Annotated in this window: 18 protein-coding genes and 1 pseudogene; 2 read left to right on the top strand and 17 right to left on the bottom strand. The window is 58.2% G+C overall.

Annotation, left to right across the window (positions count from 1 at the left end; translation table 11 throughout):
- The first annotated feature begins 19 nt into the window (after window positions 1-19).
- Both BN2475_RS22810 and BN2475_RS35705 read left to right on the top strand, forming a co-directional pair.
- A complete protein-coding gene (locus BN2475_RS22810) occupies window positions 20-1,012 on the top strand; it encodes a DNA-binding protein (RefSeq protein ID WP_094781755.1) in 993 nt (330 codons plus the stop codon).
- A 551-nt stretch (window positions 1,013-1,563) separates the two neighbouring features.
- A pseudogene (locus BN2475_RS35705) lies at window positions 1,564-1,982 on the top strand (ISNCY family transposase); the annotation flags it as partial.
- Window positions 1,983-2,143: 161 nt separating this feature from the next.
- Here BN2475_RS35705 and BN2475_RS22820 read toward each other — a convergent pair.
- From BN2475_RS22820 to BN2475_RS22900, 17 genes are all read right to left on the bottom strand, one after another.
- On the bottom strand, window positions 2,144-2,413 hold the full coding sequence (locus BN2475_RS22820) for a DUF1488 family protein (RefSeq protein ID WP_094781756.1): 270 nt from the start codon (window positions 2,411-2,413) through the stop codon (window positions 2,144-2,146).
- A 464-nt stretch (window positions 2,414-2,877) separates the two neighbouring features.
- Window positions 2,878-3,426 carry a lytic transglycosylase domain-containing protein gene (locus tag BN2475_RS22825; RefSeq protein WP_245841500.1) on the bottom strand — a complete coding sequence of 183 codons (549 nt, stop codon included), beginning with the start codon at window positions 3,424-3,426 and terminating at the stop codon, window positions 2,878-2,880.
- Window positions 3,427-3,508: 82 nt separating this feature from the next.
- Window positions 3,509-3,766, bottom strand: a complete 258-nt coding sequence (locus BN2475_RS22830; RefSeq protein WP_094781758.1) for an acyl carrier protein — start codon at window positions 3,764-3,766, stop codon at window positions 3,509-3,511.
- A gap of 6 nt (window positions 3,767-3,772) precedes the next feature.
- A complete protein-coding gene (locus BN2475_RS22835; RefSeq protein ID WP_094781759.1) occupies window positions 3,773-5,143 on the bottom strand; it encodes a hypothetical protein in 1,371 nt (456 codons plus the stop codon).
- A 91-nt stretch (window positions 5,144-5,234) separates the two neighbouring features.
- Window positions 5,235-6,119, bottom strand: coding sequence for an IpaD/SipD/SspD family type III secretion system needle tip protein (locus tag BN2475_RS22840; protein WP_094781760.1), 885 nt, complete (start codon window positions 6,117-6,119; stop codon window positions 5,235-5,237).
- 444 nt (window positions 6,120-6,563) lie between these two features.
- Window positions 6,564-7,787: an IpaC/SipC family type III secretion system effector gene (locus tag BN2475_RS22845; protein WP_159444599.1), complete on the bottom strand. Its 1,224-nt coding sequence runs from the start codon at window positions 7,785-7,787 to the stop codon at window positions 6,564-6,566.
- Window positions 7,788-7,823: 36 nt separating this feature from the next.
- Window positions 7,824-9,692: a type III secretion system translocon subunit SseC family protein gene (gene sctE / locus BN2475_RS22850; RefSeq protein ID WP_094781762.1), complete on the bottom strand. Its 1,869-nt coding sequence runs from the start codon at window positions 9,690-9,692 to the stop codon at window positions 7,824-7,826.
- Window positions 9,689-10,252 (bottom strand): type III secretion system translocator chaperone SicA, encoded by a 564-nt coding sequence (sicA, locus tag BN2475_RS22855; protein WP_218023716.1) that lies wholly within the window; start codon window positions 10,250-10,252, stop codon window positions 9,689-9,691. The genes sctE and sicA overlap by 4 nt, the downstream gene beginning before the upstream one ends.
- Window positions 10,253-10,386: 134 nt before the next feature.
- The gene (locus BN2475_RS22860) at window positions 10,387-11,511 is read right to left on the bottom strand and encodes an EscU/YscU/HrcU family type III secretion system export apparatus switch protein (protein ID WP_094781763.1); all 1,125 of its coding nucleotides are present in this window, start codon (window positions 11,509-11,511) and stop codon (window positions 10,387-10,389) included.
- Window positions 11,512-11,514: 3 nt separating this feature from the next.
- The gene (gene sctT / locus BN2475_RS22865; RefSeq protein WP_094781764.1) at window positions 11,515-12,276 is read right to left on the bottom strand and encodes a type III secretion system export apparatus subunit SctT; all 762 of its coding nucleotides are present in this window, start codon (window positions 12,274-12,276) and stop codon (window positions 11,515-11,517) included.
- A 29-nt stretch (window positions 12,277-12,305) separates the two neighbouring features.
- Entirely contained in the window at window positions 12,306-12,560 is a 255-nt protein-coding gene (sctS, locus tag BN2475_RS22870; protein ID WP_094781765.1) for a type III secretion system export apparatus subunit SctS, read from the bottom strand.
- Window positions 12,561-12,597: 37 nt separating this feature from the next.
- Entirely contained in the window at window positions 12,598-13,284 is a 687-nt protein-coding gene (locus tag BN2475_RS22875; RefSeq protein ID WP_094781766.1) for an EscR/YscR/HrcR family type III secretion system export apparatus protein, read from the bottom strand.
- Window positions 13,274-14,233: a type III secretion system cytoplasmic ring protein SctQ gene (gene sctQ, locus BN2475_RS22880; RefSeq protein WP_094781767.1), complete on the bottom strand. Its 960-nt coding sequence runs from the start codon at window positions 14,231-14,233 to the stop codon at window positions 13,274-13,276. Before sctQ ends, BN2475_RS22875 begins: the two co-directional genes overlap by 11 nt.
- A complete protein-coding gene (locus BN2475_RS33795; RefSeq protein ID WP_159444600.1) occupies window positions 14,230-14,958 on the bottom strand; it encodes a SpaN/EivJ family type III secretion system needle length determinant in 729 nt (242 codons plus the stop codon). Before BN2475_RS33795 ends, sctQ begins: the two co-directional genes overlap by 4 nt.
- Window positions 14,909-15,373: a hypothetical protein gene (locus BN2475_RS22890; RefSeq protein WP_094781769.1), complete on the bottom strand. Its 465-nt coding sequence runs from the start codon at window positions 15,371-15,373 to the stop codon at window positions 14,909-14,911. The genes BN2475_RS33795 and BN2475_RS22890 overlap by 50 nt, the downstream gene beginning before the upstream one ends.
- A complete protein-coding gene (sctN, locus tag BN2475_RS22895) occupies window positions 15,357-16,664 on the bottom strand; it encodes a type III secretion system ATPase SctN (RefSeq protein ID WP_094781770.1) in 1,308 nt (435 codons plus the stop codon). The genes BN2475_RS22890 and sctN overlap by 17 nt, the downstream gene beginning before the upstream one ends.
- A 2-nt stretch (window positions 16,665-16,666) precedes the next feature.
- A complete protein-coding gene (locus BN2475_RS22900; RefSeq protein WP_094781771.1) occupies window positions 16,667-17,071 on the bottom strand; it encodes a hypothetical protein in 405 nt (134 codons plus the stop codon).
- Between the last annotated feature and the right edge of the window lie 7 nt (window positions 17,072-17,078).

Genomic DNA, 17,078 nt, shown 5'->3' on the forward strand with positions numbered 1-17,078 from the left:
CGATATTCGAGGAGAGGCGATGGCCCGCGCCGGTCTCAGTCGCATGGACATCAAACGCGCCCGCGACGCGCTCATCGCGCAAGGGCAGCATCCGTCCATCGACTCAGTACGTATCGCGCTCGGCAACACCGGCTCGAAAACCACGATTCATCGCTACCTGAAGGAGCTGGAGGACGAGGAAGGGACATCGCTCACGCGTGCCGGATCGCTGTCCGACGCAATCCAGGATCTGGTTGCTCGACTCGCCGCACAGTTGCATGACGAGGCCGATGCGGCGATCGCGCAGCAGACGGTAGCGGCACTCACGCAGCGCCAGCAGGCCCAGGCCGAAGTCGCGAAGCTGACTGATGATCTCGCAGCGCTGCGCGCGCAGTTGTCCTCGGCCGACCTCGACGCCAGGCGCGAACGGGCCGCCCACGCCGATACGCAGGCCGCGTTGCAGCAGCGTGCACTCGATGTCGAACGTCTCACACAGCAGGTACGCGACCTGACCGGACATCTGGCGGAACACGACGGTTTTCGTCGCTCGCTCGAGGAAAAGCTCCAGCACGCGCACGACGCGCTTGAGCACTATCGCTCGGCCAGCAGGGAGCAGCGCGAACAGGACGCGCGCCGGCACGAGCAGCAGGTCCAGCAGTTCCAGGCCGAATTGCGCCAGGCGAACCAAGCGCTGATTGTGAGGCAGAACGAGATCACCCAGCTGAACAGGGACAACGCACGGCTCGTCGCCGAAGTGACCGCGGCCACGAAGCACTCGCGTGAGCAGCTGGCGCGCGGTGAGCAATTGCAGACCGCACTGAACCAGGCACTCGCCGACCATGCGCGCGCCGAAGCCGAACGCGATGCGCTGAACACGACGACCAGCATGCAGGCCGTGGAACTGGCACAGGCGCGCGAAGCGCGCGAGTTACTTGCCGCCGATCTGACAAAGCGCGCCGCGCAGTTCGACGCACAACAGCAACTGCTGACCGACTACCGGATGCGATTGGATCTCGCGGCCGCGACCCGCTGAAAGCGCCAGATTTCGCATCAAAAGGACACGGTTGCGAGAAATCGAAAATCCTCAAGTCTTTGATTTGAATTGATATTTCGAAACAAACCGCCAGATTTTGCACGAAAAGGACGATTGCCCCGATGAGCACGACACTTTTTCTATCGTCACTCGCCTCCAGACGCAGTGTTCGGCACAAGCGGCCGGTTTCCGCTTCGTGTTGCGTGAACAGGTCCATCTCGCCGACCGCACCCTTTACCGTCAACTGCACCATTTCTGCCCCCGCATAAGCTCACCTTTCAAACGCCGAAATTACTATTGATAACTTTTATCAATAGTAACGCACTTCGCATTGAGCTGCGCATCGATCCATCAATTTGATAAATAACATCTATCTGGGGTAATCGTACTTTTCGTGCAGAAAATGGCGGTCACCTGAAGTCGAGCCCTCTGTGTTAAAGCCTTGCGGGTTCGCACATTTCGCGTGATCGAATGATTTGCAAGTCGTTGATTAATCATCCCTTCTCGGCGCAAACCGCCAGAATTCGCACGAAGAGTACGATTGCCCCTCTATCGAGGTGTGGGAGTACCCGGACGGGCGGATCGAGATCCGTACGGATGGCGAGGCGATTCCGTGCCGCTCGTATGACCGGCTGGCAGAAGTCGATCAGGGGGCAGTCGTCGAGCACAAACGTCTGGGCCACGTGCTCCAGGTCTCGCCGGCGATTCAGGCGCAACGCGATAACAGCCGGATCGGCAAGGCTCCATCCCGAACCAACCGGGGTGCCTCGACCAGGACCGACCGAAACAGGCCTCAGCCGGGCACGAAGAAGCAGCGCGAGTTACGCAGGCCGACGTCGAGCATGTGGTCGTGGAACTCGCGCAACACAGAACAGCGCCGCCGCAACCCCGCAAACCGGACCGTAGGTCTGCCAGGGGCACAGGCGTAAGCGCCCTGCCCGCGCAGGACCCGCTCTTCGACACTGCGTGAGCTGTAACCCAGGAGAAACAAACCCTGAACCCCGTCAACCCGGACATTTCAACTTGGCTGGAAGACGGACATTTCAGAATGGCCTTGACAGAACGATCGTGCTTTTATTGTGGGCGCATTCAACGTCGCCCCGCCCCCAATCCCCGCTACCCAGCGACGGCTCACCGGGCCACGAAGTCGTTGACGGTTAGCGACAACCGCTCGTCGGCTCGAGCAAGCAACTTTCGCTGCGCGACCGCCATGATGCGGATGCGGCCGTTTGCGAACGCTTTCAGTGTGCGCGTGTCGTCGGCGCCGCGCGGTAGCCAGAAACATTTTTCAAGTGCGTCACGTGCCATGACGCCTTTGACCTCGCGGCCGCGGATCGACAGCGTAAAAACCACAGCGCGTCCGTCCGGCGAGACGGTCGGCGCGCGATCGAGAACTTCCATGGTGCACCTCGGCCGTTTCCTTCGCGGTCCTTGATCTGTCCTGCATTACGCCGCGCTGCGACAAATCTACCAGAAGTTGGAAGCGGCGCGAACACCACCTGACAGAACGATCCCGCGGGTGTCCGGCGCCATGGGGAACGGGTCACCCATGAGACATGCTTCCGGTCACCGGATGGCCACCTCCCCATTGCCAGCACAGGGTTTTCGATTGCGGTCAGGTTGACCTTCCCCGCCAGTTACCTGCGAATTTTCGATTGATATTCGACGGGACGGGTGAGCTTTTGCGGGAGCCGCTGGGATTAACGGGACGGGCGATGCTGCTGCGGGAAATAGCAGATTGCCGGCACCGTTTACGCCCCTCCGATCGGCGATTGCGCGCGTGCCGCGGTTACGGAGAAAAGGTCCGCTGGACGTCAAGTGATTTTGTCTACGAATTTCTAACTAAGAACACTAGGTTTCCTGCTTCAGTTCACATCGATATTCCGAACGATGACACCCGCTTCCTTTCCCGAGGATCTGGCACCTTGCACTGCATAGGTCCAAGGCTGCGCAAGATAGATGTCATAGACGGTCCGCGCGTATTGCGCGCTCAATGCCTCCCTATGCGAATGATAGGCGCCGACCGCCCGCCAACTGGAACCGAATTTGTCGATACTCTCGCGAAGCAGCGATGCACCTACATTGGCGTTTAGTTGAGGATCGATGAGCATGTTTGCATCGATCATCCTCGCGCGCAATCCGGCAAGGTGGATCGAATTTATCTGCATCAGGCCAATATCGACCGTGCCGTTGAGGTTGCGGTGATAGGCGTGCGGGTTGAGGTGCGATTCGTAGTAGGCAATGGCACGCAGCACATCTGCGTTGACCTGATATTGATGTGCCGCGTTGTCGATCACATCCGCCCGGGACGTACCCGCAGCAAGTACGAAGCCCGCCAGCATTGTCGAAAGGATGCGAGCCACCGCTACACCGATAATCGAAAATGTTTTTCCTTGCCGCATTAAATCCTGCATTATTGTTCCTTCGGATGAACATTCGACAGCCGCGAGGTCCCTTCACGCGCATAGCGCCTCACGCGAAGCGAGACACGTCACATCACATGTACTGCCCGATAAGTACCGCCACGTCGCGCACAGTCTCCAAACGAGGCAGGATCGTCTCATCGAGGGTGATGCCCCAGCGCTCTTCGAGCTTGATCGACAGTTCCAGTATCTCAAGCGAATCCATTGCCAACTCGTCAAGCAGGCGTTGATCCGCACTCACTCTCGCCTCCGGCATGCAAAGCAACTGCGCGATCAGCTTCCTGGCAGGCTCAATTGCTGCTGTGTCGTCAGGAGTTTTATCGACTTGCATGGCTTACTACTCGCTGTGATCGAATCGGGCATGTGTTTGCGGTTGCTGTGGCCGCAAGTCGTCGGTCGTCGCGAGTCTGTCCGGGTAAGCCACTGTCGACAATGCTTTGGCCGATGCCTCGGCGTGGACGGGCGCAGGCCTTTCCACCTCATCAGGCTCCGGAAGAAGACTCCTGCGCTTGAGTTGAGCTCGATTCGCATGGTCGGCTGTTGGGCGTAGCCTCAATATCCAGTTAAAACGATCAAAGGTGTCCTCGGTGGTCGAGACTGTCGGGTTCAGGCCAACGCGAACCCGCTTCCCGTCAGCGCCTTTCATCCACGGACCAGTTGCCGGCGAAACTGGTGACTGGGCTCGTGCATTCTCTCGCGAAGCCACCAAGGGCACCGACGCACGCGGCTCCTCTTTGTCCGCTAGCGTCGGGCGAGAAACCTGGTTGTCGGCGACGATCTCACAGGTATCGTCCACTTCGTGAACCTCGGGATAACAAATTGGCCCTTCGGTGCCGGTCGATGCGTCTCTATACTCCGGCACAGCCGGCGCCACGCGCACGCCATCGAGCTTGCTAGGTAATTCCGCCATCATGCGCTTGAGACCGCTCAGATTGAGCACGTATTCTGGCGGCTCGGCACGACGAGGATCTCTGAGCAGTTGATCCGCCTTCGCTTCATGACAAAGGGCTTGCACCAGGGTTTCAATAGCGACCCCCGGATATGTCGCGTTTCGGGACGTACGCGCGGCATGGACCGACATTCGCTGCTGCGCATAGGCCGCATGCCAATCCATCAGAGCTCGCGGATTGGCCAGGCTATGCTCGCCCAGGGCGCAATCGGTCATGGCCGCATTGACAACCTTTTCGCGGAAGTCCCTCACGACTTTCTCGGGCCCGATGCTCCTTGTCAGCGACACAAGCTTCTGGCGAAATTCGTTGTATTTCAAGTTTCTCTCATTGCAGAACGGCCCACCCCTCTTGCGAAGCTCGACCGCAGTGACGATGAACTTCGCGAACGCTTGCTTCACTCCTTCGAAATTCTGCTTCTGCACCGACGTTGCCGAGTCCGAAATTGACTGATCGAGCGCATGCACGACGCGCGCGAGATCATTCACTATGGAACGATCGGCATCTACGCTAGTGGCCAACAGCCGGTGATAGTCAATGCCTTTGTCGGCCACGAGCCCTTCCAGTTGTCGGTGAGCGTCGTCGAGGTTCTTGGTTGCAAAACTCCGGTCATCGGAAGCTCTCGTTGTTTCCTGATGAACTGCGCAGACTTTCGTTCCATCCTGGGAGCCGGCCTTCCCCGATCCCACGCTGGCTACAGCCTCTGCCATCCGCGCAGGCGTGCTAGCGATTCTGTCGCCGCGTGCTACCGCGTTAAGCATTGTGGTTCTCCTTTTTGCTTTCCCTGAAAAACCGGTCGCGTTTTCGCGGCAATGGACGACTACATCGCGAAGGGCAAACGGCTGCCCAGTTTCAGATATTCAAATACGATTTTGCCGTATCCAACATGGCGGAGATCGACGAACTGAGGATCTTTGACATGCTGTCAAAATTCGAATTCTGATGAGAGTACTTTTCAGCCAACATCTGAAGCGAGGTCTGCATCTGGTCCTTCATCGCCGTGAAGCCCGTCGACCATGCCTGGTATGCCGCGGAATTTACCCCGGGCGGCGTGCCGCCGCCGTTGTTGCCGAAGTCACGGACAGAATCGATAAGCTTATTTAAGCTGCTGGTGTCCATAGACACATTTCCCTTGCCATCGACGGTGAACAAGGGGGAGAGCTGTTTGTTCCACTCATCAACACTCGGGGGAATTTTGACTGCTACGCCAGTATCGATTGATCCCGCGGTGAAATGAGGCGGAGGGCCTTTGGAATAGCCGGCGTATTTCGAAAAAATACTATCAAAAGCAGCATATATCTTATCGATGTCTATATGCACAGAGGTATTATTGTCTTTATCAGTTCCTGAATGTGTCCAACCGCCTAATTCCCCAAAAATATCGTCCGTGATTTCACCAAGAAGTTTCGTCAGAAATTGGACAACTGCAGCAAAGTCCGTAAGGGCGTCCTCCCCGTTTTCGAGGGCTTGCAACAACGCCTCAAAAACCGGAGCGCTATTCATTCCTTGCGGTTCCGGCGACGCAGCATCATGCGAGCTGAGCAACGCCGGTGCAAGCGTTTCGTTCGATAAGCTGCTCGTCTCATCCTGTGTCACGCCTGTTCTCAAGGCCTCTTTCGTGCCATCAACCGGTGCGTCGTCGTAACCACCCACCGATGGAAGCTCACGGGCTTGCGTGACTACCAACTTTTGCGCATTAAGCAGGGGCTTGGTGGTACTGATATTCGTCACAATCATTTCATACCTTTAGCAGTCAGTCGATGTTGTTGTCACAACGATTGCGCATCGCCATCTTCACATGCAATCGATCAAAAAATCGGGATCGAGTGCGGCCCTCCATCAAGACGGGTTAGTCGCTCGTCCCTTCCAAGTCGCTCTCGTCCCGTGGTCTCAGTACTTGGCTCTTACCGGTGAACGCTGCGGCGCACCACCTCTTGAAGCGCGGCTGCGCCAACCGATCGTGCTCTTACCGTCGGTCGGCGATCGCGAACTTCCGCGCGGGCTTCGCCGCTGATCCTTCAGTTCGCGATCGTCAGCGCCATCCCAAATGCGTGCATGTTCCTTGCACGTGGTCGCAAACAACGTTTTACCGCCTTCCTGCGCCGTTTGCATGGATGGTAAAACGCTTTTTCGCGACGATGCTGCCAGCCCGGTTGCATCTCGCCGGCAAGTGCGGCTCCCTTAAACCTTTATGCCAGACGCTACCTGGCTAGCGACAGCAGCGTTATCATTCGCCGTATTCATCGCGATCTCGAGGATCTTCTGCGTCATGTCCTGCATTTTTTGAGCGTGCTGGCGATGGGCATCGGAGACCGAAGCCGTGACCCTCTCGTCGTGCTCGGCCAACGTCTGCTGAGCGCGGAGATTGTGCACCATCGTACCGGTCACCCCATCGGTCATGGTTTTTGATATTCCGCCCAGCGCATCCAACACCATGCCCTGCGCGCGCAGACGATCCCCGATGATTTCGTTCTTCTGGTGATTGATGCCGTGCATGTCGATGCGGTGTTGTCGCTCTGGGCTCTCCTGAGAAAGGACACTAGCGTGTTCATCCTTGAGTTTCGCGCCCCCCGCGCCGCGCAGTTCGAACGACTGTTCGCGATCAAACCGCCGCAGCTCGGCCTGCGGCTTGAGCTCATTCTCGATCGAATTGGCTTTGATTTTTAAACCGGAAAACTGCCGTTGGGCGCCCATTCCCACCAACGCGGTCTGCAGTCCGCTGCCGGCAGCGGCGCCGAGCAGAATCTCCCTGCCTTGCGCTTTCGTGGCCTGAGCGCTGGTCTCAGCGGCGGCGCGCATCATCACCGCCATCTTGCCCTCCAGTGTGGTCTCGGCCCTCCTCGACTCTTGTAGCGCGTTCGCCAGATCAAGCATGACCAAGAACGCCCGATCAAAGGCGCTCTCACCAAAGAGCGAGCCAACGCTGCTGGGCGAACTCTCCGCGCCGACGCGCGTAAGCGTTGCACGGCGCTCCGGTTGTCGCGATTCGTGCTTTACTTCGCCCCCCGTGGGCTGGGATGTGAACTGCATAATCGTCCCAATGACGCCAGCCATGCGCGGAATCTCGCTCAGGCAGCTCTGATTTCCGAGCTCACGTTTGATGCCTTCAGCGACACGCGCCAGGAACTGCGGCGCATCGGCCGGTATCTTCGGTGTCGAAAGTTTTACGGCATGTCCGGTCGAGTCGGACGGGAGCCTTCGGCAGGTGCTCCACACCGCAGACGTTGCCGGTGCCCGCCCTTCTGCAACAAGCTGCATCAAGTCGGCATCGGCCGCTGTGGCGACCTGCGACGCCTTCTGCTGGCTCTCGTGGATCGCTACCGCGCCCTTGTCCTTCTGCAACTGTGCTGCGCGGTGCAACTCATTGATTCCGGAGTGTCCGTGCTGCAAAATGGTGGTTTCCATGCGTTTCCCTCTATCGAAGATAGTTCGCTCGTACATTTAGACTGCGCGGGCGTTGCGCAGAATGAACGCGCCGGTCAGCGTTTCCGTTGCAAGCGCGTTAGACATGTTCTGGAGAATCTCGCTCAAGATGCGGTTGTGCCGCGCGAATGTTTCCACGGCCCGATCCAACGCATCGCCGATGATATTCAGATCGGCAAGCGCCTCCTTCACGGCGGCCAACGTATTCATGGCGCGTCGCTCCTCGACGCCAACCACGATGTTGCCTGCTGCCTGCAACATTTGGCCTCCCATGTACAGACCGACCCCGCCGCGCTGTATGCGATTCGTTAGGCCTTCTCCAATGGCGCGACGCAGGCGGCCCATGACCGTCGATATGGTAGAGCTGAGCGCATTCAGGCCTGACTTTTCCAAAGCGCTCTCGACGGTCTGTATAACTATGCGGCCGAGCCACGAGTCCATTAACTTCGCCAACTGACTGGCGACCACGCGCGTCAGGTTCGAGGCCCCCCCCTTGGCTAGCAAGAAGGAGGCAACCACCACTGCAACAACGGCAATGCTGGCCAGTACCGCCCCGACGATCGCGCCGGCCGTCTGCGCCTTATCGCTTTCCACGCCGCACGATTCGAGTGCGCGTGTGATCGCTCCCGCGATAAAGCTCATGATCGGCTTGAGAACCCTGTCCATGACCGGATTCACCAGCTCGCCCATGAACGAAAAGCCGGTCACTGCCTCTGTGACCTGATCAGCCACCACGAGCGCGAGACCCACTGCCGCGAGCGCGAGACTCGCACCGGACGTGAACGGCACCGCCACAACGGAGACGGCGACGACGACCCAACCGAGGATTTTGCCTACGCAGCCCATCACCTTTTGCATTGCTTCGGCTTTCTTGACCTGCTTCTCGTATTCCTCGGACTTCTTTTGTAACTGCTCCAGACGACGCGTCTGCATTTCCTGAAAGAGCTTTTGATTTGCGGTGAGCTCTTCAAGGTTGCCCTTCGAAATAAGCTCCTGCAGCTCGGCGAAAATCGCAGTGAGCGCGGCCGCCCCGCACAAGGGCGGCCTGGCGAGCCCGATGTGAGCCAATGAGCCGGAGCCCAATCGGGTCTGCGCATTGATCACCGCCGAATCGACGGCACTCTCGGCGTCGGCCGCGCTGTTCGACGCATCCACTGCCTGCTGCTTCGCAGCTTCGGCCCTGCTCGCGGCGGCGTGGGCGGTGTTGTCCGCCCGCTTCGCTACATCCCTGGCCTTCTCCCACTCAGCCTTCAGCCTGTCTAGCTCCGCCTGCGGAGCGTGATTATTTCCGGCCCGATCGAGCTGCTCTTTGGCCTCCTCAGCGGACTTGTCCGCTGCATCGGCCTCATGCCTGGCCCTTTCAGCAATGTCGGCGGCGTCCTTGGCCGCAGCCACAGCGTCGGCCGCGTCCTGCGCCGCCCGCTTATATGCGCGGCTGACGTTTTCAAGCTGCTCCTTCGCGGCATCGCTGAGCGCGTGCCACAACTTCGCGTTCTTTTCCAACTCGTCCAGACTGCCACGTCCGATCAATTTCATGAGATCGGAAACGATCTGCGTCAAACGGGCAGCACCGTTGGATCGCTGGACATCATCGCCGACGCGACCCCGACCGCCGTAACCTGCATTGGCGCCGTTAGACGACTCCATGCCCAGTGCGGTCGGCGCGGCAAGCTGCGGCATGTCGTCGAGCCGGTCGGAGCGACCGGCCAACTCGCTATTACTCTGTTCGGACGCAATCTGCGGGAGGCGTGCGAGAAACTGCTCCTGCGCCTTCGAGACAACATCGACATACCTCTCAGGTGCCATCGTTCCGAGCCCGCTGATTGCTTCACGCAACGGATGCGTCTGATAACGATTGGCAGTGGCTTTACTCTCGACTCCGATCATGATGTTTCGCCCTTCCGGCAGTCATGAGTGGCGGTTGTCGGCACCTCCTGCGGCGCGCCGACGCCCACCTCGTCCAAGCCGCACAGATACGAGGCGGCCCGCTCCTTTAAACGCTCGTCGCTCGAGCGCTCGACCACGACACTAAAGCAGTGACGCGCCAATCCGCCCTTCCCCGCCATCAGGTGACATTGACCCGTATGGAAGATCGGCCGGTAATCCTCTTTTGAAAGTGCGAATGCGAGCGCATAAAGATCGATGGCTCTCGCGTAGTTCTTTTTGAGCTGGAATACCGACGCCAGCCCAAGTGCGTATTCGGCATTATAAAAATCGTAGATGCAAAGGAAACGAAAGAATGTCTCGGCATCGTCGAGCCTTTCATGCTGATAGAACTGATAGGCAAATGCGTAAATGCCATCCATCAACTCCTGCGAAACGCCCTGCAAATCCTTGAGTGAGGCACCGCTTTGCACCGCCGCAATCACCGCCGCGTTCACGCGCTCAATTTCAGCATCGTCGAGCGCCGCAAAATTCGTGCTCGCATCTATATCTGTTTGGATCATGCTACGCACTTCCATGAGTGGCGAAATGTGGGGTTCAGCGCCCTCTCGATTGCAGCTGAAGCGCAGATATAACGATACGCGACGATCTCGCGAAGTTATTTCAATAATTACCTATCGCAGCTTGTCAAGCGGATTTAGAAGGGGCGACCGGATGCGACGATTGCGTCGCCCTCCTCGCTCCCGCTCAAATCTTCTTCATCCGTAGCATCGGTTCCAGATAACTCGATCGCGCGGTTCGCGGCTTCCACGTCCTTCAACCAACCCAGCACTCGCATGACCGCCTCGAAGTCTTGTCCGCTCACGAAGCTGTATCGCCGCGAGCTTCGGTAAACCGAACGCGCTAGCGCTATATCACGCACCACGGGCACCCCCACGCTTTCCGCGTATTGGATTACCGCCAGCGCACGCGCATTTGTCTCACGCACCGACACAAAGGGGAGCATCACGATGTTCGGATCCAGGTAAATGCCGATTGCGATATGGGTCGGATTTGCGAGCAGGAGGTTGGACTGCTCAATTGCCGCTTTGACGCCCTCCGAAAGCAGCTCCATATGAATCCAACGTCGTTTCGACTTGACCTCCGGATTGCCTTGACTTTCCCTATACTCTCGCTTGACTTCGTGCACCTCCATCTTCAAGTCCTTGACGTAAAGGAAATACTCGAGAAGCACATTGAGCAGCAGCACCGGAATTGAGCAAAGCAGAAAAATTACAACGAGCCGCACCGTCAGTTTGATCCAGAGATGTCCGAGCACAAAAGCATCGGCACGAAACGCTTGAAACAACTCTCGATGACTGTTGCGCACAAAAATCCAGACCGTTACAACGCATACCGCGACGTAAAGCAACGCCTTCACGACCTCTTTCACGGTACGCCAGTTGAAGAGCATCTTGAATCCCTTCGCCGGTGAGATCGCAGTGAGGTCGAACTTGACCGCTTGCACAGCAAGAGTGAAATGGCTTTGCACGAGGCTCGTCAGGGCACCCGCCGCGGCACACAGCAGAACGAACGGAGCAATCATGCGCAGAAACACCAACGTCCAGCCTCGCATGTATGTTTGTGGATCGGGCATCGAGCCGCTCGTCGCCATGCTGGCGAGCGCAACCATTACGTGACGCAAGTCGACCACTGAACTCACGGCCGTGGCGCCGACGGCAAGCATAATCGCCGCGACAATGTCTTTTGATTTGAACGTCTGTCCTTTCTTTGCCTCATCGCGCAGCTTTTTCTCTGTAGGCTTTTCCGTTTTCTCGGCCATCGTTCAATACACCAGACTTGAAAAGCGATCCAGCTGGAACAGCTCCGTCGAAACGAGCCGGCCGACCTGCAGGAAGTACAGATGGAACACGAGGAACGCCACAATGCTCTTGATGCTGAGCGACAACGAAAACGCATTGACCTGCGGGCAGAAGCGTGAGAACAAGCCGAGCATCGCGTCGGAGAGGAACATCGAAAGTAGCACAGGCGCCGCCAACACAATGCCTTTTCCCACGAGTTTTGACAACAGCGAGCCAAAATGCCAGATGTGCGCATGCGGTATCGCGCCCGCGGGGAGATATAGGTAGCTTTCCCGAATGGCCTGGACGATCAATAGCATCCCGCCCTGATGCAGAAAGAGAGCTGCATAAAACAGGCTGAGGAAGGGCGCGAGTACTGACGTCTCTACGCCCGTAGCCGGATCGATCGAGTCGCTGATCGTGGCGCCGCGCTGATTGTCGATGAACTCACCGATGGCAGCGGCGACCCAGAACGGTAAGGAAAGCGTGACGCCCAACACGAGCCCCGCCGTCGCCTCCTGCACTGCCAGCCAAAGCATAGGCGTGCTGCTTTCCAGCAGCGGGTGACGGACCGCATGCCAGAGTCCGGCGATGACCACGAAGATGATCGTGTTCTTCAGCACAGTATTGACGATCACCCGGTCGTTGAGAAACGGCAGGAGATAGAAGACCGGTGCTACGCGCGCATAGGCGATCGCCAACGCCCCGACTTCGCGGTAGAACAGTTGCTGAGTGAGCACGGTCACTTACCCTCCATCTTGCATCTCCAATAGCGTCATTTAAGAGCGATCGAGATCATCTCGACGCTGAACGCCATTAACTTTCCGCCAATCCATTGCGACATGATCAGTAGACAACCGAACACTGCGAGCATCTTCAGGCCGAACGGCAGTGTTTGCTCCTGTAGTTGCGTGACCGTCTGAAAGAGACCGACTACGAGGCCCACGGCCGTGGCTACGGCGATTGGCGCGACGCTTATCAAAATGACGAGAAGAATGGCCTTGTCACCGGCGTATCCGAGCTCACCCATAGCGCTCCCCTTTAGCGGTTGCCCAACGCTGCGCGCGTTACTTCATCAATTGGAGGTACTGCATGACCAGGTCCTTGCAGATGTGCGTCCACCCGTCAATCGCAACGAACAGGATGAGCTTTATGGGCACGGAAATCGACACCGGACTCATCATCATCATGCCAAGCGCCAGAAGCACACTCGAGACCACCATATCGACGACAACGAATGGCAGATAGAGATAGAATCCGACGCGGAACGCGCTCTTGATTTCGGTAAGCGCGTAGGCAGGCATCAGCGCAAAAAACGAGTTCTCGGACAGATCGCCGGCGGCGTGCGCAGTATCTCCATCATCCTCCTCTTTCGTGGTTCGCAGGCGCCCCGATTGGGCACTCTCGAAGAATTTGACAAGCTCCGGATCAGAGTAGCGCTGTAGATACCGCTTGTAGTCACCAAGACCATTTTCGACGAAGTCGTCTAGCGATTGGCGATCCATCACGTCAACCTGATGGTCCTGCAAAAAATGATAGGCTCTTTCCATCACAGGCTTCATCACGAACAGCGACATGATCAGTGCGATACTGTTTAGAGCGAGGTTTGAAGGCACCTGCTGAATACCGAGTGCATTGCGCACGAGCACGAGCACGATCGAAAACTTGAGGTAGCACGAACCCGAGGCGAGGATAAACGGCAGCAGCGCCGCTGCTGTCAGCACGCCAATGAGAGATATCTCGTTATTCGCCACGGCACGGCTCCGGCGAAGCAGAGAGCAGCGTCATGATCTCGACAGCCAACTGCTCACCCACCTGCACCAGCTCGCCCGTACCGAAAAGGTGGCCGTTGGCGCGCATCGCAATTTGCGTGACGGCATTCGATCTCAACGGCATCAAGGCGCCTGGATGGAGCCGCGCGATCTCCGCAACTGTCATTTTGCGTTCGTCCAACATGAAGTCGACGCGAACCCGCACCGCATCGACTGAAAACGGCTTTGCGTCGGTTCCTCGAACGACCACGCCAACCGATTCGGTATCCATATCCTCTAACGGTTCAAAACTTTCATTCAACATGATGTCCACTCCTTCATAGTTAAAGCCAGCGAGCTGCTCGCCTCCCACATAGAACAGGTTGCTAGCACATTGGACGATCAGAACGTCCCCCACATCGACGCTGCGCAGAAGGTTCAACGGAACGTACGTAGCGCCGATACAAAAGCGCGCACTGAGCGGCAACGCATCGACATGGGCGGCCGCATGCGACGCGTGCTCCGGCAGGGGGTATGGAAACGTTCGAAAGAGCGCTTTGGCACGCCCCGCATCATCAAGGCACAGTAGCGTCTGCTCCGGCAGCGCTTCCCGCACCACGCCCGTTAGTCGCACCTCGGACCAGCCACCCTCCGGCGCGCAAAGCGCATTTATCAGCTCTGTGCTGCCGAACAGCTCAAGCAGATAGCGCTCGTCGATTGCACACCACGCTAGTTGATCGAGTCCCGGATAGCGCGTCCGCGCGAGCGTCACGAGGTCAATCCATCCTTCGTACTCGTGGCCGTTATGGGTGGCGCGCAGCGACGCGTAGCCACGCGGCGGCGCAGCCGTGCGCAAAGCGGCAACCCGGCCGGCGCACTGCAACGCTCGCATGCTCATGTAGAGCTGCAGATCCTCCGTGCGCAGTATTCGCAGTTTCAGAGGCTGACTCATTGCTCGTCCGCCTCTTGCTGCTGTTGCGCCGACCATGGTGGGCGTTCGTCCTGACGGTCAAGCTGTTGGCGCTCGAACCGCAGCGTCAAATCCAACGGAAGCGCTTCGGCGTGACGCTGCATCGCGTCGGTCACGTGGGTGTGGTTCGTGCCAGCCGCTACGATCTTTTCAGCGCCCTGCCGCTCAAACCGAAGATCGACGCCAGGCTGTCCCTGCCAGCTCTTGAACCTATAGTGCAATGAAAAACCCATCGTTGGGTGGGCACGGTCAGATCCAGCGGCAAATGTCATACCGCTGGCCATCGCGCGAGCCGTCCGCGACGCCCCCTGATCGGTCTCACGCGACGGGTCGTGGGCGGGAACAGGCAACGGGGGAGTATGGGCCGTGGGAACCTGCGCTAGTTCACCGCCGGCACCAACCGCACTGGACTTCGCGCTGGCCCGAAGCATCACAGATTGTTCACGCCATTGCAGTGCGGCTGACATAAACAAATTGCCGGGTGCAGAATCGGGTGTCTTCTTTTTTCGTTCTGTCGAGGCTTTGCTTTCGTACAAGTGCGCGCAGTTATCATGATTTCGCGTATTGCCGTGAATCTTCCGATACGTCACAGCGTATGCAGTACTCACGTCCTGCGACGTCGATTCGGAGTCCGAAGGTACGGCGATGGCGCAGCCGTCATTTATAGAATTGATTGGCACGATTTCTTCCTTCCTGGAGTTCTGCATCGACCGTCGACTCGCGACGCAGAGCGTCCCGCAGACGCTCTCGCGCGATCCATTCCCTATGCTTGTTTTGACGTTGCTCAAGCATCAGCACCGCTTGCTTACTGGACCGGAACTCTTGATCGATCCGCTCACGGTGTTCGATGAGAGAGGCTTCCTGCAACTTCCTGCAAGCAACGTCAAACTTAATGACCGCCTGCTTGCCGCGTGCGCGCATGAGTCCGCCGCGGTCATATCGCACGCCGCCCGCGTGCTTTGAAATCTCCTGCCGAAGCCGGCTAATCTCGCTACGCACATCGACCAACTTCCTGTCGACGTCTGTGAGCGCTTCGCGCTGTTGTTGCATCCGCCTGTGCATGCCGCTCGATCGGCGCTGCAGCAAGCCGATGAGCTTTTCTGCGTCAACGAACCGTTTCATTTAGCTGCCCCAGCGTTTTTTCGAAAGCGGATAATTCCGCGAGAGGCTGCTGAAGGAAAGCTTCGAGCGCCGCACGCTTGTCGATGGCGTCATCGTTTTCCTTGTTCTCGCCTCGGCGGTACTCGCCTAGGTCCAGAAAGATCTGTATCTCGTCGAGGCGCGCCAAATGCTGACGAAACTGCTTGACCAACTGACGATGGGCTGGATCCGTGACTTCGTCGAAGAGCCGGCTCGCACTTTTGAGCACGTCGATGGCCGGAAAATGCCCCCTTTCGGCCAGCTTCTTGCTCAGACAAATATGGCCGTCGATGACCGAGCGGATCTCGTCGCCAATCGGATCGGGTTCCTCCTCGTTCTCGAGCAGCACGGTGTAAAAGGCCGTGATGCTACCCATCGCGGTCTGCCCCGGGCGCTCCAGCAAGCGCGGCATCCCTTCGAAAACCGAGGCCGGGTAACCGCGCCGCGCCGGCGCTTCTCCGGCGGCCAGCGCCACGTCACGCATCGCGCGCGCATAGCGTGTCACTGAATCCAGAAACAGCATGACTTCCTTGCCAAGATCACGGAAGTACTCGGCGATCGTCGTCGCAAGTAGCGCCGCGTTACACCGGTCCACGGACGAGCAATCTGACGTCGCGTAGACTATGATCGTCTTATTACATCGGCAGGAATGCTTGATTGTCTCGACGAATTCCGAGACCTCGCGGCCACGCTCGCCGATCAACGCGATCACATAAACCTCGGCCGCCGAATGCTCGATCATCATTTTCATCAGCGAAGTCTTGCCGCAGCCTGCGGATGCGAAAATGCCGACCCGCTGTCCAACACCACAGGTGAGTAGCCCGTCAATCACACGAATGCCAGTTTCCAGCGGTCGCGTGATCGGCCTGCGTTCTGAGTAGTTGGGTGGCGGCATGTCGACATCCATCCTGCGCTTTGGCGCGAGCGGCATGTTGACCTCATCCGAACCGAAAACCTCCGTGCACTGCCCCGCCGAGTCTATGACGGTACCAAGCATCCGCGGCGATACGTCAATCGTGAGGCGCTCGCCGGTCGGCACGAGCACCGCACGACGCGACAGCCCGGTCGTCCTGCCAAGCGTGCTTAGAATCGCCGCGTCGCGACCCAAGCCCACTACCTGTGCTCGGCCAACTACGTCGTCGTACTCGCTGGAAGAGCGGATCAGGCAAAGCTCACCAATCGACACGCCCCGCAGCGGAGCCTCGATAGTGTGCCCCTTGATGCGGCGCGGATGGGCCCACCGTTCGAGCAGATCCAAGAGGTCGCAGGGCATGGCTATCGCTCCGCTATTTCCCTAACAGGACACAAGCCCTCACCGAGCGCTTCTAGCGCCGCCGCGAAGCACCCGGCATCCTTCGGAAAGTGTTCATCGGCTCGGACATGCATCAACGCACTCTCGTCGACGAGCGGAAACTGTCGGCGGTGGCAGGCGAAGATTCCGGTTCGGCCCAGCGGCATGTAGCCAAACAAATTTTCAGCCGATCGGGAGGTCTGTGCGCTGCCTGAGTAATAGACTTTGCTTCGGGATAGTACTTTGCCGCCCTTGCTTCCCATGCATGTCGTCGGCATTTTGCTAAAGCTGATGCCTATGCGCGAGCGGACATCGTGTTTACCCACGGGGCCGCCGTAAACTGCCTCTCCCCTGCTCTCGTTGAGCAGTCCCAGGATAGAGATATCCATCACTTCA

Origin of the sequence: Paraburkholderia ribeironis, from assembly GCF_900019265.1 — a bacterium.
GTDB lineage: Bacteria > Pseudomonadota > Gammaproteobacteria > Burkholderiales > Burkholderiaceae > Paraburkholderia > Paraburkholderia ribeironis.

Excerpts from the sequence above, each read along its gene's own strand:
- sctN (WP_094781770.1), bottom strand. The coding sequence starts at position 16,664 with ATGCCCTGCGACCTCTTGGATCTGCTCGAACGGTGGGCCCATCCGCGC.
- BN2475_RS22890 (WP_094781769.1), bottom strand. The coding sequence starts at position 15,373 with ATGAAACGGTTCGTTGACGCAGAAAAGCTCATCGGCTTGCTGCAGCGC.
- sctE (WP_094781762.1), bottom strand. The coding sequence starts at position 9,692 with ATGATCGGAGTCGAGAGTAAAGCCACTGCCAATCGTTATCAGACGCAT.
- BN2475_RS22835 (WP_094781759.1), bottom strand. The coding sequence starts at position 5,143 with ATGCTTAACGCGGTAGCACGCGGCGACAGAATCGCTAGCACGCCTGCG.
- sicA (WP_218023716.1), bottom strand. The coding sequence starts at position 10,252 with ATGATCCAAACAGATATAGATGCGAGCACGAATTTTGCGGCGCTCGAC.
- BN2475_RS22860 (WP_094781763.1), bottom strand. The coding sequence starts at position 11,511 with ATGGCCGAGAAAACGGAAAAGCCTACAGAGAAAAAGCTGCGCGATGAG.
- BN2475_RS22845 (WP_159444599.1), bottom strand. The coding sequence starts at position 7,787 with ATGGAAACCACCATTTTGCAGCACGGACACTCCGGAATCAATGAGTTG.
- BN2475_RS22830 (WP_094781758.1), bottom strand. The coding sequence starts at position 3,766 with ATGCAAGTCGATAAAACTCCTGACGACACAGCAGCAATTGAGCCTGCC.
- BN2475_RS22810 (WP_094781755.1), top strand. The coding sequence starts at position 20 with ATGGCCCGCGCCGGTCTCAGTCGCATGGACATCAAACGCGCCCGCGAC.
- BN2475_RS22820 (WP_094781756.1), bottom strand. The coding sequence starts at position 2,413 with ATGGAAGTTCTCGATCGCGCGCCGACCGTCTCGCCGGACGGACGCGCT.
- sctQ (WP_094781767.1), bottom strand. The coding sequence starts at position 14,233 with ATGAGTCAGCCTCTGAAACTGCGAATACTGCGCACGGAGGATCTGCAG.
- BN2475_RS33795 (WP_159444600.1), bottom strand. The coding sequence starts at position 14,958 with ATGCAGAACTCCAGGAAGGAAGAAATCGTGCCAATCAATTCTATAAAT.
- sctS (WP_094781765.1), bottom strand. The coding sequence starts at position 12,560 with ATGGGTGAGCTCGGATACGCCGGTGACAAGGCCATTCTTCTCGTCATT.
- BN2475_RS22840 (WP_094781760.1), bottom strand. The coding sequence starts at position 6,119 with ATGATTGTGACGAATATCAGTACCACCAAGCCCCTGCTTAATGCGCAA.
- BN2475_RS22900 (WP_094781771.1), bottom strand. The coding sequence starts at position 17,071 with ATGGATATCTCTATCCTGGGACTGCTCAACGAGAGCAGGGGAGAGGCA.
- BN2475_RS22825 (WP_245841500.1), bottom strand. The coding sequence starts at position 3,426 with ATGCAGGATTTAATGCGGCAAGGAAAAACATTTTCGATTATCGGTGTA.